At 57.6% G+C, this 16,118-nt stretch carries 12 protein-coding genes; 3 read left to right on the top strand and 9 right to left on the bottom strand.

The window, feature by feature from the left end:
• Window positions 1-119: 119 nt before the first annotated feature.
• Complete coding sequence (locus LAC65_RS02410) at window positions 120-1,262, top strand: porin (protein ID WP_039382510.1); 1,143 nt, start codon at window positions 120-122, stop codon at window positions 1,260-1,262.
• 270 nt (window positions 1,263-1,532) lie between these two features.
• The gene (gene folA / locus LAC65_RS02415) at window positions 1,533-2,015 is read left to right on the top strand and encodes a type 3 dihydrofolate reductase (RefSeq protein WP_039382513.1); all 483 of its coding nucleotides are present in this window, start codon (window positions 1,533-1,535) and stop codon (window positions 2,013-2,015) included.
• A 69-nt stretch (window positions 2,016-2,084) separates the two neighbouring features.
• On the opposite strand, the gene apaH is transcribed toward folA, so the two are convergent.
• From apaH to lptD, 6 genes are read right to left on the bottom strand one after another with little or no spacing between them, the layout of a single operon-like run.
• Window positions 2,085-2,954, bottom strand: a complete 870-nt coding sequence (gene apaH, locus LAC65_RS02420) for a bis(5'-nucleosyl)-tetraphosphatase (symmetrical) ApaH (RefSeq protein WP_203025565.1) — start codon at window positions 2,952-2,954, stop codon at window positions 2,085-2,087.
• A 49-nt stretch (window positions 2,955-3,003) separates the two neighbouring features.
• Window positions 3,004-3,381: a Co2+/Mg2+ efflux protein ApaG gene (gene apaG / locus LAC65_RS02425; RefSeq protein ID WP_039382517.1), complete on the bottom strand. Its 378-nt coding sequence runs from the start codon at window positions 3,379-3,381 to the stop codon at window positions 3,004-3,006.
• Window positions 3,382-3,385: 4 nt separating this feature from the next.
• Complete coding sequence (gene rsmA / locus LAC65_RS02430; RefSeq protein WP_039382519.1) at window positions 3,386-4,210, bottom strand: 16S rRNA (adenine(1518)-N(6)/adenine(1519)-N(6))-dimethyltransferase RsmA; 825 nt, start codon at window positions 4,208-4,210, stop codon at window positions 3,386-3,388.
• Window positions 4,203-5,198 carry a 4-hydroxythreonine-4-phosphate dehydrogenase PdxA gene (gene pdxA / locus LAC65_RS02435; RefSeq protein ID WP_039382520.1) on the bottom strand — a complete coding sequence of 332 codons (996 nt, stop codon included), beginning with the start codon at window positions 5,196-5,198 and terminating at the stop codon, window positions 4,203-4,205. Before pdxA ends, rsmA begins: the two co-directional genes overlap by 8 nt.
• Window positions 5,188-6,477, bottom strand: a complete 1,290-nt coding sequence (gene surA / locus LAC65_RS02440) for a peptidylprolyl isomerase SurA (protein ID WP_039382522.1) — start codon at window positions 6,475-6,477, stop codon at window positions 5,188-5,190. The genes pdxA and surA overlap by 11 nt, the downstream gene beginning before the upstream one ends.
• A 54-nt stretch (window positions 6,478-6,531) precedes the next feature.
• Window positions 6,532-8,916 carry an LPS assembly protein LptD gene (gene lptD, locus LAC65_RS02445; protein ID WP_052246515.1) on the bottom strand — a complete coding sequence of 795 codons (2,385 nt, stop codon included), beginning with the start codon at window positions 8,914-8,916 and terminating at the stop codon, window positions 6,532-6,534.
• Between the two features lie 182 nt (window positions 8,917-9,098).
• On the opposite strand from lptD, the gene djlA reads away from it, so the two are divergent.
• A complete protein-coding gene (djlA, locus tag LAC65_RS02450) occupies window positions 9,099-9,908 on the top strand; it encodes a co-chaperone DjlA (protein WP_039382525.1) in 810 nt (269 codons plus the stop codon).
• A 48-nt stretch (window positions 9,909-9,956) separates the two neighbouring features.
• On the opposite strand, the gene rluA is transcribed toward djlA, so the two are convergent.
• The 3 genes from rluA to polB all read right to left on the bottom strand — a co-directional run bounded on the left by rluA (window position 9,957) and on the right by polB (window position 16,048).
• Window positions 9,957-10,616, bottom strand: coding sequence for a bifunctional tRNA pseudouridine(32) synthase/23S rRNA pseudouridine(746) synthase RluA (rluA, locus tag LAC65_RS02455; RefSeq protein ID WP_039382528.1), 660 nt, complete (start codon window positions 10,614-10,616; stop codon window positions 9,957-9,959).
• A 15-nt stretch (window positions 10,617-10,631) separates the two neighbouring features.
• On the bottom strand, window positions 10,632-13,538 hold the full coding sequence (gene rapA, locus LAC65_RS02460; protein ID WP_039382530.1) for an RNA polymerase-associated protein RapA: 2,907 nt from the start codon (window positions 13,536-13,538) through the stop codon (window positions 10,632-10,634).
• A gap of 149 nt (window positions 13,539-13,687) precedes the next feature.
• On the bottom strand, window positions 13,688-16,048 hold the full coding sequence (gene polB, locus LAC65_RS02465; protein ID WP_039382532.1) for a DNA polymerase II: 2,361 nt from the start codon (window positions 16,046-16,048) through the stop codon (window positions 13,688-13,690).
• Between the last annotated feature and the right edge of the window lie 70 nt (window positions 16,049-16,118).

The following is a 16,118-nucleotide window of genomic DNA, read 5'->3' on the forward strand; positions in this document are numbered from 1 at the left end:
TGCTGCTAAATAACTTTTTAAGATTTTTCGCACAAATTTATAACTCGCGATCCGGTGAGGGCACCTTACTATCTGGCGCGCTCAACCATAGAGCCTTTACCTTCACCGGAAAATATAAAATGAACATGCGTGCTTTGACTCTTAGCGCAGTGGCTGCGTTACTTATGGCTGCGCCGCTCGCCAGCCAGGCTGAAATTACTCTGCTGAAGCAGGATCCTCAGGCGAACAATGCGTTCGATCGCCTTGGCTTTAAAGTGGGCGGCAGCATTCGCCCGCAGTTTATGCATCAGAATGGCGTAAGTGACACATCCTATAAGCGTAACGGCTACGATGGTGGCTCGCGCTTTCGCTTTGGCGCAGACTACGCGATCGCAGAAGATCTGAGCTGGGTAGGCTACTATGAGCTGGGCGTTAACTTCCCGGCGTGGTGGGGCTGGGACCATCACTATGCCAGCGGCGCACGCGATACCTCACGTCGTCAGCTCTATACCGGTTTTAAAAGTGCCAGCCTCGGCGAACTCTATTTTGGTCAGCAAAACAGCGTCTATTACGATGTGGTTGGCGCAAAAACCGATATCTGGGATTACGATATGCTGGCCCAGGGTTCCGGCGTCGGGATCAACGGCGATTACGACGGCAGCTATCGCTCGCGCAAAATGCTGAAGTATAAAACCCGTGCCGGCGCCGCCGATCTGTACGCCTCTTATCTCTTTGAGGATACCGAATATCTGCCGGGTAACGGCCTGCGCTACAAGCGCAACGGCGGCGGATCGCTGGGTGTCAACTATCACATCAGCGATGAACTGGCGTGGGGAACCGCGTGGAATTATACCCGTGCCACCGTACGCAATCCGGGCAATGGCGACAGCGAGCGCTACGATCAGAATATCTGGGGCACCTCGGTCAGCTGGACGCCAGATAGCTGGACGCTGGCGGCAGGCGCCGGCTGGTATCAGAACTTTGCGCCAACCCGCCTGAAAAGCGCAACAAACTACTTTGCGGATGACGCCTGGGGCATCGAATATTTTGCCGGTTATAAATTTGCTGTAGGCCAGTATGCGGTGAAAACCCTGCAGCCTTACGTGATGGGCGATCGCCTGGAGTTCGTCAACGGACGCCACTATAAGCGTATCGATAATGGCGTGGGCATCAGTGCGCAGCTCGACTACGGCTTCCGCGTTGATTATGAATATGTCATCACCTCCGATACCAGCAAGGCGCTGGGCAACGTGAACCTGGTCCGTCTGCGTTACGACTTCTGATGACTGCAGCGGCTCCGCGTGGAGCCGCTCAGTGCGCTTTTCTTTACACTCTTTCTGAAAACCTGCCGCTAATGCCGCTGATTTGTGCCAGCTGCGCAGGCGATTATGGCGGCCCTCTCCGTTAATCGCAGTAAAGTCGGTGTAAAGCTCTGCCCGGCAGCCTGAATCTGGCGGCAAAAAGAGCTTTACGCAAATAGCACGGCTGGCCTATCGACGAAACTTTCGCCTTTACGTATCATTGCGCCAATTTTTTCCAGCAGGTTTTAAATCATGATTAGTCTGATCGCAGCACTGGCTGCGGATCGCATTATTGGTATGGAAAACGCCATGCCGTGGCACTTACCCGCCGATCTCGCCTGGTTCAAACGTACTACGCTGAATAAACCGGTGATCATGGGGCGTCTGACCTTTGAATCGATTGGCCGTCCGCTGCCAGGCCGGCTCAATATTGTGGTCAGCAGCCAGCCCGGTACGCACGAGGGGGTGACCTGGGTCACTTCACCGGAAGCGGCAATTGAGGCAGCCGGTGACGCAGAAGAGATTATGGTGATTGGCGGCGGGCGTATCTATGAGCAGATGCTGCCCCGCGCCGATCGTCTTTACCTGACGCATATTGATGCTGAAGTGGAAGGGGATACGCAATTCCCTGATTACGAGCCAGATGAGTGGCAGTCGACGTTCAGCGAGTTCCACGATGCGGATGCGCAAAATTCGCACAGCTACTGCTTTGAGATCCTGGATCGGCGTCGTTAATTGATCCCTGCCTGGCGTGCATAAATGCGCGCCCTGCGCAAAAGCCCCGCTGACATCGCGGGGCTTTTTTTATGGCGTGTTGTTTAGCGGAGGAGTCGCGGCGGCGCCTTCAGCGGCCAGTGCGGCTTCACGCCGGGAGCGCTGTACATAGCATTGCTGTGTTTCCCAGTGCAGCAGCGTCAGCGTGCCGCCCCAGCAGCAGCCGGTATCCAGACCAATAACGTGATCGGGAGTGCCTTTGCCTTCAAGGGAGGCCCAGTGGCCGAAAATCTGCGTGTAGTCACTGCCCATTTTACCCGGCACGTTGAACCAGGGCCGCAGCGGCGGTGGGGCGGAGTCGGGCGCCTCTTTGCAGATCATATCCAGCTGGCCGTTGGGGAAGCAGAAACGCATGCGCGTCAGGGCATTCGTACTGAATCGCAGGCGCGCCAGGCCACTCAGTTCCGGCGTCCAGTTGTTGGGCATATCGCCATACATCGCATCCAGAAACAACGGATAGCTGTCGCTGGAGAGCACCGCTTCTACTTCACGCGCGCATGCTTTTGCCGTCGCGAGATCCCACTGCGGGGTAATGCCGGCATGCGCCATGACGAGCTTTTTCTCTTCATCAACCTGCAGCAGCGGCTGGCGCCGCAGCCAGTTGATCAGCACATCAGCATCGTCCGCCTCCAGCAGCGGCGTCAGGCGATCTTTCGGTTTATTACGGCTGATCCCGGCGAAAACCGCCAGCAGGTGCAGGTCATGATTACCCAGCACCATGCGTACGCTGTCACCCAGTGATTTTACGTAGCGCAGCACATCAAGTGAACCGGGACCGCGCGCCACAAGGTCGCCGGTCAGCCAGAGTTCATCCTGCTGCGGATCAAAGCTTACCTGCGCCAGCAGCGCGCGCAGCTCATCGTAACAGCCGTGGATATCGCCAATCAGATATGTACTCATGATATCAGTCCGGTAAAACGCGCCGCCCGGACGAGCCGGGCGGGGGGGATCAGTGAATGTGGGTTTGCACGGCGAGGCGAAACACCGGAATATCGACGTTAAAGGCGCTGCCCTCTTCATCGATCATAACGTAGTGGCCCTGCATGGTGCCCATCGGCGTTTCCAGAATCGCACCGCTGGTATACTGGTATTCGCCACCCGGTTCGATAAACGGCTGCTCGCCCACTACGCCATCGCCCTGAACTTCCGTTTCGCGGCCGTTGCCGTTGGTGATCAGCCAGTAGCGGCTGCGCAGCTGAACGCGCGTGCGCCCGGGATTGCGGATAGTGATGGTATAGGCAAACACGTAGCGATCCTCGTCCGGTGAGGATTGCGATTCCACATACTGACTCAGTACCTGAACACAGACGCGCGCCATATCACTCATGCACTTAGTTCTCCGCTGTTTTTGCCTGATGATTACCCAGCCAGTTTGCCAGCTGACAATACTGCGCAACGCTGACGTTTTCAGCACGCAGTGAGGTATCAATATTTAACTCTTCCAGCGCACCCGCCGCAACCAGATGACCCAGGCTGTTACGCAACGTTTTACGACGCTGACCAAAAGCCTCGGTGGTAATGCGGCTCAGGATCTTAACATCACTGACCGGGTAAGGCGGCTGTGCATAAGGCACCAGTCGCACCACGGCAGAATCCACTTTAGGTGGCGGCGTAAACGACTGCGGCGGCACTTCAAGGACCGGGATCACCTGGCAGTAATATTGCGCCATCACGCTGAGACGACCATATGCTTTACTGCCCGGGCCGGCAACCAGACGGTTAACCACCTCTTTCTGCAGCATGAAGTGCATATCTTTGATCGAACCAGTATAGCTGAAAAGATGAAACATCAGCGGCGTGGAGATGTTGTAGGGCAGGTTGCCGAACACGCGCAGCGGCTGACCTTTCTCCTGCGCCAGCGCAGCAAAATCAAAGGTCATCGCATCCTGCTGATAAATGGTCAGCTTGGGACCAAGGAACGGATGCGTCTGCAGGCGAGCCGCCAGATCGCGATCCAGCTCAACGACGGTCAGCGCGTCCAGGCGTTCGCCTACCGGCTCGGTCAGGGCACCGAGACCGGGACCGATCTCGACCAGCGCCTCCTGCTTTTGCGGATGAATAGCAGAGACGATGCTATCGATAATGTACTGATCGTTCAGGAAGTTCTGCCCGAAACGTTTACGGGCGTAATGCCCCTGATGGACGCGATTATTCATTACTGCTCTTGATCATAGTGATGGCGAGATTAAGCGCCGTGATAAAGCTGCCCGGCTCTGCCTGTCCAAGACCGGCCAGTTCCAGCGCGGTACCGTGATCGACAGAGGTTCGGATAAAAGGCAGGCCCAGGGTGATATTCACCGCCCGGCCAAAACCCTGATATTTAAGGACCGGCAATCCCTGGTCATGATACATCGCCAGCACCGCATCGGCATGTTGCAGATACTTAGGCTGAAACAGCGTATCGGCCGGCAGTGGCCCCGTCAGACGGATGCCCTGCTGACGCAGCGCATCCAGCGCTGGCGTAATAGTGTCAATCTCTTCACGCCCCATATGCCCGCCTTCGCCAGCGTGCGGATTAAGACCGCAGACAAAGATATGCGGCTGCGCCAGGCCAAATTTCTGCTGCAAATCCTGATGCAGAATGGTGATGACCTCATGAAGGCTCTCGCGCGTGATGGCGGCAGAGACATCTTTCAGCGGCAGGTGGGTAGTTGCCAGCGCTACGCGCAGCGACTCGGTTGCCAGCATCATAACCACGCGGTCGCCACCGGCGCGATCGGCAAAAAATTCGGTATGGCCGGTAAACGGAATGCCGGCGTCGTTGATAACGCCTTTATGTACCGGTCCGGTGATCAGCGCCGCAAACTCGCCCTGAAGCGCACCGTCACAGGCGCGCGCCAGCGTCTCAAGGACGTACGCACCGTTAGCCACGCAGAGCTGACCTGGCACCACCGGCTGTGCCGTATCAATCTGCAGCAGCGTCAGGGTACCTGCCTGCTGCGGCTGCGGGGCGCGGTCAGGCTGCCACGGCTGCAGGGTTAGCGGCAGGCCAAGCTGCGCGGCACGCTGCCGCAGCACTTCGCCGTCAGCACAGACGACCAGTTCAACCGGCCAGTTGCGCTGTGCCAGCTGCACCGTAAGATCGGGACCAATCCCGGCGGGTTCGCCGGGCGTGATCGCAACGCGATAGCTATCAGTTGCCATCAAGGATCTTCACGTAGGCGCTGGCGCGCTGCTCCTGCATCCAGGTCTGCGCTTCTTCTGCAAACTTACGGTTGAACAGCAGGCGATAGGCGCGCTCTTTCTGCGCCGCATCGGTTTTATCCACCTGGCGCGTATCCAGCAGCTGAATCAGATGCCAGCCAAACGAAGAGTGCACCGGTGCGCTGACCTGACCTTTCTGCAGCTTCAGCAGCGCGTCGCGGAAAGCGGGATCGTAGATGTCGGGTGACGCCCAGCCAAGATCGCCGCCCTGGTTAGCTGAACCCGGATCGTCAGAGAACTGTTTGGCAGCAGCGGCAAAGGTAGTTTTTCCGCTTTTGATGTCAGCGGCCAGCTGCGTAATTTTTTCACGCGCCTGATCGTCGCTCAGGATCGGTGATGGCTTCAGCAGAATATGGCGGGCGTGTACCTCAGTGACCGAGATATTCTTGCTCTCACCGCGCAGATCGTTGACTTTGAGGATATGGAAGCCCACGCCGGAACGAATCGGACCGACCACATCGCCTTTTTTCGCGCTGCTCAGCGCCTGTGAGAACAGCGTCGGCAGCTCTTCAATTTTACCCCAGCCCATGTTGCCGCCTTTCAGCGCCTGAGGATCGGCTGAGTAGGTCACCGCCAGCTTACCGAAATCGGCACCGCCTTTGATCTCGCCCACCAGCTGACGTGCCAGCGCTTCCTGATCGTCAACCTGCTGCTGCGTAGGATTTTCCGGCAGCGGCAGCAGAATCTGACTGATATTTAGCTCGGTGCCCTGCGAGTTCTGTGAACCAATTTGCGTCGCCAGCGTATCAACTTCCTGCGGCAGAATGGTGACGCGACGGCGCACTTCATTGTTACGCACTTCAGATATCAGCATCTCTTTGCGGATCTGCGCACGGTAGTCGTTGTAGTTCATGCCGTCGTAGGCGAGGCGACTGCGCAGCTGATCGACGCTCATACGGTTCTGCGCAGCGATGTTCTGGATCGCCTGATCCAGCTGCTGATCGCTAATCTGCAGGCCCGCTTTTTCGCCCATCTGCAGAATAATGTTATCCATGACCTGACGCTCAAGGATCTGATGACGCAACGTACGGTCTTCAGGCAACTGCTGACCCGCCTGCTGCGCCTGGGATTTTACCGTGCGCATCATGTTATCGACGTCACTTTCCAGCACCACGCCGTTGTTCACGACGGCGGCGACTTTATCAACTACCTGTGGGGCTGCGAAAGCGGTGCCGGCCGACATCGCCGCACCCAGAATCAGCATTCTCCAGTTCTTCATACTTTATCCATTATTGTTTCCGCACTGCGGGATCGCCTGTCAAACATCACAACATCAGAATGCGCGCTGATAGGGAATAATGCCCTGACGCAGCATTTCATTAGTGCCTAAGCCGTAGTTGGAACTCAGGCCACGCAGCTCAATGTTGAATGAGATTTGGTTGTCATATTTACTGTCGTTGTTTTCCCAGCCGTTAATCTTGCGCTCGTAACCCAGACGAATAGCGTAGCAGCAGGAGCTGTACTGCACGCCTACCAGCTGCTCTGCCGGACGGCTGTTGCGGGTATCATAATAGTATGCCCCCACCAGCGACCAGGCATCGGCAATCGGTACGCTGCCGGTTGCACCGACCTGCGAAATGCCATTTTTATAAATCGGATTGTTGATCAGGCTGGCGTTGTTACGCGCCTGCGCGACATATTCCGGGCTGCTGTAGCGATAGCTCAGCTGCAGCATGCGATCGGCATCACGGCGATACTCCAGTACCGTATTACCCTGTGAAACGTTGTCGAGACGGGTGTCATACTGCAGTCCGCCACGGACGTTCCAGCGATCGCTGATTTTCCAGTACGTGTCGCCAGCCCATACCAGGCTGCCGGTATCATCTTCTTTATTCGTCTGGTTTACGCCGGTACGCGACGGAGTAAACGAGTAGATTTGACCTACAGAAACGTTAAAACGTTCAACCAGATCGTTGTCATAAATGCGTGTTGTTACGCCGCTTGCCACTTCATTTGAGGAGGCGATGCGATCGAGACCGCTATAGGTGCGATCGCGGAACAGGCCGGTATAGTCGGTCTGCAGCAGCGTAGAGTCGTAAGGATAGATGTTGCTCTGATCGCGATACGGAATATAGAGATACTGAACGCGCGGCTCCAGCGTCTGGGTATAGCCCTGCGACCAGTCCATATCCCGGTCAAATACCAGACGGCCATCCACTTTGAACTGCGGCAGCGTACGGTTTACGGAATCTTTCAGCCGTCCGCTGTTGTTGTTTGTGGCGTCAGGATTAAAGCGGGTGTTATAGCTTTCGATATTGTCCTGCTGATAGTGCGTCGCCAGCAGTTTTGCTTCGGTATCGAGACTGGCCCAGCCGTTGGAGAGCGGCAGATTCAGCGTCGGCTCAATATGCAGACGCGTCGCTTCCGGCATCCGGTTGCTGACGTTGGTAAACTTCACCGCCTGGGCGTAGACGCGGCCATCAAACGGACCGATATCATTCTGGTAGGCGTTAACGTCAAGCTGCGGCGCAGCACGGTAGACGTTGGCAGAGCTGGTATTGCCGAAGACCTGGAAATCTTTGGTCGACAGCGTCGCATCCCAGTTGGTATCCGCGTAGCCGATGCTGAATTTCTGCGTCGCATAGTTATTGGTCGAGCTGTAATATTTCGAGTCGATATCGTTGAAATAGTAGGGATCGCTGACCTTGGTATAATCCGCCGCAAAGCGCCAGTGCTGATCGTAAACGCCTGAATGGCGCCAGAAGAAGAGCCAGCGTTTAGAGTCCTGATCGTCTTCAATAGAAGAGCGCGCCGCGCGATCTTTTTCATACTGCTTATCGGACGGCAGGTAATCCAGCTCCATCAGGCCGGCGCCAAACACCGTAAGGTAACGGAACTCCGTTTGCAGCTGCGTACCGCGCTTGCTCATATAGTGCGGCGTCAGCGTGGCATCCGCCTGCGGCGCAATATTCCAGTAGTACGGCAGCATAAACTCGAAGCCGTTATTACTGCCATATTTCGCATTCGGGATCAGGAAACCGGAGCGACGACGATCGCCGATCGGCAGCTGCAGATAAGGGCTATAAAACACCGGCACATTGCCGAGTTTGAAGCGCGCGTTCCAGATCTCCGCCACCTCTTCCTGACGATCCTGGATCACCTCTGATCCCACCACGCTCCAGCTGTTAGAGCCCGGCAGACAGGAGGTAAAGGTGCCATTTTCGAGAATGGTATACCGGTTATTGCCACGCAGCTTCATCTGGTCGGCATCACCGCGTCCCTGGCGACCCACCATCTGGTAGTTGCCGTTCCAGACGTTAGTGTCTTTGGTGTTCAGATTGGACCAGGCTTTCGGACCTTTCAGGATGACCTGATTATCGTCATAGTGCACATTGCCCAGTGCATCCACGGTGCGTACCGGCGCGGTCTGGCCCTCCTGCTGACGCTGATGCAGCTGCATTTCGTCAGCGCGCAGACGGCTGTTACCCTGCTGCACATCGACATTACCGGTGAATACTGCATCGTCCGGATAATTGCCTTTTGCCGAATCGGAATTGATAGTTACCGGCAGGGAGTTAGCGTCACCATTGATAACCGGGCGGTTGTAGCTTGGCACGCCCAGCATACACTGCGACATCAAATCGTCGGCCAGCGCGTGCTGACTATAAAGTGCGGCACCAATCATGGTTGCCAGCAGGGTAGGTATACGTTTTTTCATACGCGGTTTCGATAATTCCATGGACACTGGCATCATGCCGACAATCCGGACAGAGACTAACTTACCGCCCGGCGTAGTGCCAGCGTTAATCCTTTTCTGTCTGCGTTGCCGTTAGGCGCGGAGATAAATGACAGGTATGATAATGCAATTTTCAGCCACAAGCATGGCGAATTGAGGAGTTTATGCGCTACTGGGGAAAAGTTATTGGTCTTGCGCTTGGCGTGATGTCAGGCGCGGGGTTCTGGGGCATTGTCCTGGGTCTGATCATTGGTCATCTGATTGATAAAGTGCGCAGCGTAAAAGGGCAGGGATACTTTGCCAATAATCAGTCGCGGCAGACGCTGTTTTTCAGCACGACGTTTCAGATCATGGGGCATCTGACCAAATCGAAAGGGCGCGTCACCGAAGCGGATATTCAGATTGCGTCGCTGTTTATGGATCGTATGCAGCTGCACGGAGAGGCCCGCACTGCCGCGCAGCGCGCCTTTCGTGAAGGGAAACAGAGCGATTATCCGCTGCGTAACAAACTGCGTGAGCTGCGCAGCGCCTGTTTTGGCCGTTTCGATCTGATTCGGATGTTTCTGGAAATTCAGATTCAGGCGGCATTTGCGGATGGTTCGCTGCATCCGAACGAGCGGCAGGTGCTGTATGTGATTGCCGAAGAGCTGGGGATTTCACGCCAGCAGTTCGATCAGTTTCTGCGCATGATGGAAGGCGGACAGCAGTTTGGCGGTGCGGGTGCCTCAGGCGGCGGCTGGCAGCAGACGAAGCGCGGACCCACGCTGGAAGACGCCTGCAGCGTACTGGGCGTGAAAAGCAGTGATGATAACACCACCATTAAACGCGCCTATCGCAAGCTGATGAGTGAACATCATCCCGATAAGCTGGTGGCGAAAGGTCTGCCGCCGGAAATGATGGAGATGGCGAAACAGAAAGCGCAGGAGATTCAGGCCGCATACGACCTGATCCGCAAAGAGAAAGGGTTTAAATAGCCCGGCCATCCCGCCCTTTTTACCGGAAAGAGGGCGGGGTGACGCAGGTCAGAACTCCGCTGGCTGCCGAAATGTCATGCTGCTGCCAAATACCGGATGGGTAATGGTCAGCGACTCCGCATGCAGCTGCAGACGCGCTGCCATCGCCAGCGCCGCCTCATGCGCATAGAAACGATCGCCGAGGATCGGATGTCCCAGCGCCAGCAGATGCACGCGCAGCTGGTGTGAACGACCGGTAATGGGCTTCAGCAGCACGCGCGCGCTGTTATCGGCGGCATACTCCAGCACTTCATACTCCGTCTGAGCCGGTTTTCCCAGTTCGTGACTCACCATCTGCTTTGGCCGGTTCGGCCAGTCGCAAATCAGTGGCAGATCGATCAGGCCCTTTTCCGCTGCCGGATGGCCCCAGACGCGCGCCACGTAGTGCTTTGACGGCTCACGCTCGCGAAACTGACGCTTCAGCTCGCGCTCTGCCGCCTTATTCAGCGCCACCACAATCACGCCGCTGGTCGCCATATCGAGCCGGTGCACCGATTCCGCCTGCGGAAAATCACGCTGGATGCGCGTCATCACGCTATCCCTGTGCTCCTCCAGCCGGCCCGGCACCGAGAGCAATCCGCTCGGTTTGTTGACCACCATAATGTGCGCGTCCTGATACAGAATATGCAGCCAGGGTTCGGACGGCGGATTGTAGGGTTCCATCAGCATGTCAGTCTCGCCTGCTTACTGGTGCGTTACGACGATCAGGCGCAGCGCATCAAGACGCCAGCCCGCCTCGCTCAGGCTGGCCAGCACCTGCGCACGATTGCTCTCCAGCGCCTCAACCTCATCGTCACGGATGTTGGGATTGACGGCGCGCAGTGCTTCGAGTCGCGACAGCTCTGCGCTCAGCTTTTCATCCGCCTCCGCTTTCGCCGCGGCAATCAGCGCCTGCGCTTCCGGCACCACGGCCTGCTCCGCCTGCGTCAGAATGGCATGCACATCCTGCTGGACAGCGTTGACCAGTTTGCTGCCGGTATGGCGGTTAACTGCGTTAAGCTGACGGTTAAAGCTCTCAAACTCCACTTTGCCCGCCAGATTATTACCTGCGCGATCCATCAGCATGCGCACCGGCGTCGGTGGCAGGAAGCGGGTAAGCTGCAGCTGTTTCGGCGCCTGCGCCTCAACCACATAGATCATCTCAACCAGCAGCGTACCGACCGGAAGCGCCTTGTTCTTCAGCAGCGACAGGGCGCAGCTGCCGGTATCGCCGGAGAGGATAAGATCCAGACCATTGCGGATCAGCGGATGCTCCCAGGTAATGAACTGCGTATCTTCGCGCGACAGCGCCTGATTACGGTTAAAGGTAATCGTACAGCCATCTTCCGGCAGACCGGGAAAATCGGGCACCAGCATGTGATCGGAAGGGGTCAGAACAATCAGGTTGTCGCTGCGATCCTCCTGATTGATGCCGACAATGTCGAACAGGTTGAGCGCAAAGTTTACCAGCTCGGTATCATTATCCTGAGCTGCAATGGCATCAGCCAGCGCCAGCGCCGCTTCGCCGCCGTTGGAGTTAAGCTCCAGCAGTCGGTCGCGGCCCTGCTCCAGCTGCGCTTTCAGCGCATCATGCTGCTTACGGCTTTTCAGGATGAACTCATCGAGACCCTGCGGGTTTTCCGGTGCCGCCAGGAACTCAATCAGCTGGTTATATTCAGCGTCATAAATAGCGCGGCCGGTAGGGCAGGTGTGCTCAAACGCGTCCAGCCCTTCGTGATACCAGCGCAGCAGCACCGCCTGCGCGGTTTTCTCCAGCCAGGGCACCATAATCTGGATATCGTGCAGCTGACCGATACGATCGAGGCGTCCGATACGCTGCTCCAGCAGATCGGGGTTAAACGGCAGATCGAACATCACCAGCCGGCTGGCGAACTGGAAGTTACGGCCCTCAGAGCCGATCTCCGAGCAGATCAGCACCTGCGCGCCCTCTTCCTGCGAGGCGAAGAACGCCGCGGCGCGATCGCGCTCAATAATGGAGAGACCTTCATGGAACACCGCCGCGCGAATACCTTCACGCTCGCGCAGCACCTGCTCCAGCTGCAGCGCAGTGGCCGCTTTGGCGCAAATCACCAGCACTTTCTCTTTGCGGTTGCTGGTGAGATAGCCCATCAGCCACTCAACGCGCGGATCAAAGTTCCACCACGTGCCGCTGTCGCCTTCAAACTCCTGATAGATCTGCTCCGGATAGAGCATGTCCCGGGCGCGCTCTTCCGGCGACTTGCGGGCCGCCATAATGCCGGAGACTTTGATCGCTGTCTGGTACTGCGCCGGCAGCGGCAGACGGATCTGCTGCAGCTCGCGCTTTGGAAAGCCCTTCACGCCGTTACGGGTGTTACGGAACAGAACGCGGCTGGTGCCGTGGCGGTCCATCAGCATTGAGACCAGCTCTTTGCGCGCATCCTCTTTACCGTCGCGGTCGCTGTTAGCAACCTGCAGCAGCGGTTCGATATCCTGCTCGCCAATCAGCTCATTGATCAGGTTCATCTCATCTTTACTGATCGCCTGATCCGCCAGCAGTGAACTGACGGCATCGGCCACCGGACGATAGTGCTGCTGCTCGGCGACAAACTGGCTGAAATCGTGAAAGCGATCGGGATCGAGCAGGCGCAGACGGGCAAAGTGGCTCTCCAGCCCCAGCTGTTCCGGCGTGGCGGTAAGCAGCAGTACGCCCGGCGTGTTCTCCGCCAGCTGTTCAATTACCTGATATTCGCGGCTGGGTGCCGCTTCACTCCACGCCAGGTGGTGCGCCTCATCCACGACCAGCAGATCCCACTCCGCATCCGCCAGCAGTTCCAGACGCTGTTTATTGCGGCGCACAAAGTCGAGCGAGCAGATAATCAGCTGTTCTGTTTCAAACGGATTGTCGCTGTCGTGCTGCGCTTCGGTATAACGATCGTCATCAAACAGAGCAAAGCGCAGGTTAAAGCGGCGCAGCATCTCTACCAGCCACTGATGCTGCAGCGTTTCCGGCACCACGATCAGCACGCGATCGGCGCGCCCCGCCAGCAGCTGCTGCTGGATGATCATGCCCGCTTCAATGGTTTTACCCAGGCCGACTTCATCTGCCAGCAGCACGCGCGGCGCGTGACGGCGGCCCACATCGTGCGCGATATGCAGCTGGTGCGGGATAAGGTTGGTGCGCATGCCGCGCAGGCCGCTGACGGCAAGGCGATACTGCTCGCTCTGGTATTTGCGCGCGCGGAAGCGCAGGGCGAAGCGATCCATGCGATCGAGCTGACCGGCGAACAGGCGATCCTGCGGCTTGCTGAAGACCAGCTTGCTGTCCAGCATCACTTCGCGCAGCACCACGTTGCTCTCTTCAGTATCAGCGCGGGTACCGATGTAGGTCACCAGCTCATTTTCGTGCCGCACTTCATCAACCAGCATCTGCCAGCCTTCATGGCTGGTAACGGTATCACCCGGATTGAAAATCACGCGGGTGACCGGAGAATCATGACGGGCATAGAGGCGGTTCTCGCCGGTTGCGGGAAACATCAGCGTGACCATGCGCGTATCCAGCGCCACGACCGTACCCAGTCCCAGTTCACTTTCCGTATCACTTATCCAGCGTTGACCCAGTGTAAATACCATATATTTTTTGCTCGATTCTCTGAATGACTTAAAGACGTTCGCCTGCTCTCAGGCAATAACAAAGCGCCAGACAGATGTCTGGTCAGGTTGTGCATGCTGAAATACAGGAAGGGCGCTATGGTACTGGATGGCAGGGCATTCGTCACCTGTCAAAAAAGCCCCAGCTGCCCGGTAATCAGTGTAGCAAAGTCGTCGCCGACAAACGGCAGAATGCCATCCGCTATCGGCTGCAGCTGTTTGCTGACGTAGTGATCGTAGTCGAGTGGCGTGGTACGCACCTCCAGCGGCTCCGGCCCGGCGGTCGCCATCACATAGCGAATGGAACCGCCTTTCTGGTACTGCAGCGGACGCTGCAGCCTGCGGTTATGTTCATCGGCAAGACGCGCCGCGCGCACGTGCGGCGGAACGTTGCGCTCATACTCATGCAGCGGTCGCCGCAGGCGTTTTTTATACACCAGCAGATCGTCAAGCTGGCCGGCCATCAGCTGTGCGACAGTTTCACGGATATAATCCTGCCAGGGCTCCCCGCGGAAAATACGGCCATAGAGCTGCTGCTGAAACTGCTGCGCCAGCGGCGTCCAGTCAGTACGTACCGACTCCAGCCCTTTAAACACCAGCCGCTGCTGCGCGCCGCTGCCGGTCAGCCCGGCATAGCGCTTTTTGCTGCCCTGTTCGGCGTTGCGAATGGTGGGCATCAGAAAACGGCTGAAGTGCGTCTCATACTCCAGTTCCAGCGCGCTTGTCAGGCCGAACGTCTGCTGCAGATGCTGCTGCCACCAGCGGTTGATCAGCGTCGTCAGCCGCTGGCCGGTGGCCGCTGCCTGCTCCTCGCTATATTTGCCCTGCAGCCAGACAAACGTGGAGTCGGTGTCACCGTAGATCACCGTAAACCCTTCCGCCTCAATCAGCGCCCGCGTCTGCTGCATAATGGCGTGGCCGCGCAGCGTGATGGAGGAGGCGAGGCGTGAATCAAAGAAGCGACAGGCGCTGGTGCCCAGCACGCCGTAAAAGGCGTTCATGATGATTTTCAGCGCCTGGGAGAGCGGGGCGTTGCCGTCGCGCTTTGCGGCTTCACGCCCCTGCCAGATCTGCGCCACGATGTCAGGCAGACAGTGAAGGTGGCGCGAGAAGCGCGCTTCGCGAAAGCCAGGCACAGAATCTGCGTCAGACGGATGGGCCAGGCCCTCAACCAGCCCGACGGGATCAATCAGAAAAGTACGGATGATTGAGGGATAGAGGCTTTTGTAATCCAGCACCAGCACGGAGTCGTAGAGGCCGGGACGGGAGTCCATCACATAGCCGCCGGGACTCGCCTCCGGCGCCACGTCGCCCTGATTGGGCGCTACATACCCCGCACGATGCATACGCGGAATATAGAGATGACTGAACGCCGCAACCGAGCCGCCGTGCCGATCCAGCGCCAGGCCGTTAACGCTGGCCCGCTCCAGTAAAAAGGGCATGATGGCGGTATGGTGAAAAATGCGCGTCACCAGCTCGCAATCTTTCAGGTTATAGGTCGCGAGCGCGGGTTTATCATGGGCAAAGCGCCAGTTGATCTCCTCCATGCGCTGCCACGGATTATTGATCGCTTTACCTTCACCCAGCAGCTCGCGCGCAACGGATTCCAGACTGAAAGAGGGAAAATCCCAGTAGGCAGACTTCAGCGCTTCAATGCCGTCAATCACGACGCGGCCGGCGAGCTGGGCGGTAAAGATGCCCGGCTTAAAGCCGTGTTCACGCCACTCCAGCGGCTGCTGCTGACGGCCGAGGCGCAGCGGAATGCCGTAGCGATCGGCATGCTTTTGCAGCACCCGCAGGTCGAACTGCACCACGTTCCAGCCAATGACCACATCGGGATCGTGCCGCGCGAACCAGGCGTTAAGCTGCTCCAGCAGCTGCTGGCGGCTCTCAACGTAAATCAGCTCAAAGCTGAGCGCGCTGGCGTCGCCGTTGGGCGGGCCCAGCATATACACCTGACGCTGACCGCAGCCTTCCAGCCCGATACAGTAAAGCTCGCCGCGTTCGGTGGTTTCAATATCCAGCGACACCCAGCGGAGAGGCGGCCGGTAGTCGGGATGCGGCTTCAGGCGGGCGTTGATCAGAGTCTCACCGCGCGGCTCGCCGCTGAACCAGACCGGGGCGGTAATAAAGCGCTCCATCAGATAGCGCTCGGGTGGCCGGATATCAGCTTCATAAACGCTGATGCCGTTCTCACGCAGACGTTTCTCCAGCTGCTGTAGCTGACGATGGCTGCGGCAATAGAGGCCAAACACCGGACGATAATGGAAATCCTTCAGCGTCAGCGACTGCAGACGGGTATGGGCTTCGTCGCGGATGAGCGCTTCGGTCTGACGGCGGAACGCTTCCGGAATAAACGCCACTGACTCCTGCGCGGGCAGCACCAGCCGCTGCGGCCCGGCATCGGTTGCCAGCCACAGCGTGATCTCGCTGCCTGAAGGGGTATCCCGCCAGTGACGGGTCAGCAGATAGCCTGCGCGCGGTTCTGTCACGGTGACTCCGGAGTAGAAATTATGCGCAGTATACCATGGATGTTTATACAGTGTCGGCAACTCTCTGCAG

Source organism: Pantoea eucrina, from assembly GCF_020079945.1.
GTDB lineage: Bacteria > Pseudomonadota > Gammaproteobacteria > Enterobacterales > Enterobacteriaceae > Pantoea > Pantoea eucrina.

Bases quoted from the DNA above. Each gene is read 5' to 3' on its own strand.
- LAC65_RS02410 (WP_039382510.1), top strand. From the start codon at position 120: ATGAACATGCGTGCTTTGACTCTTAGCGCAGTGGCTGCGTTACTTATG.
- folA (WP_039382513.1), top strand. From the start codon at position 1,533: ATGATTAGTCTGATCGCAGCACTGGCTGCGGATCGCATTATTGGTATG.
- apaH (WP_203025565.1), bottom strand. From the start codon at position 2,954: ATGAGTACATATCTGATTGGCGATATCCACGGCTGTTACGATGAGCTG.
- apaG (WP_039382517.1), bottom strand. From the start codon at position 3,381: ATGAGTGATATGGCGCGCGTCTGTGTTCAGGTACTGAGTCAGTATGTG.
- rsmA (WP_039382519.1), bottom strand. From the start codon at position 4,210: ATGAATAATCGCGTCCATCAGGGGCATTACGCCCGTAAACGTTTCGGG.
- pdxA (WP_039382520.1), bottom strand. From the start codon at position 5,198: ATGGCAACTGATAGCTATCGCGTTGCGATCACGCCCGGCGAACCCGCC.
- surA (WP_039382522.1), bottom strand. From the start codon at position 6,477: ATGAAGAACTGGAGAATGCTGATTCTGGGTGCGGCGATGTCGGCCGGC.
- lptD (WP_052246515.1), bottom strand. From the start codon at position 8,916: ATGAAAAAACGTATACCTACCCTGCTGGCAACCATGATTGGTGCCGCA.
- djlA (WP_039382525.1), top strand. From the start codon at position 9,099: ATGCGCTACTGGGGAAAAGTTATTGGTCTTGCGCTTGGCGTGATGTCA.
- rluA (WP_039382528.1), bottom strand. From the start codon at position 10,616: ATGCTGATGGAACCCTACAATCCGCCGTCCGAACCCTGGCTGCATATT.
- rapA (WP_039382530.1), bottom strand. From the start codon at position 13,538: ATGGTATTTACACTGGGTCAACGCTGGATAAGTGATACGGAAAGTGAA.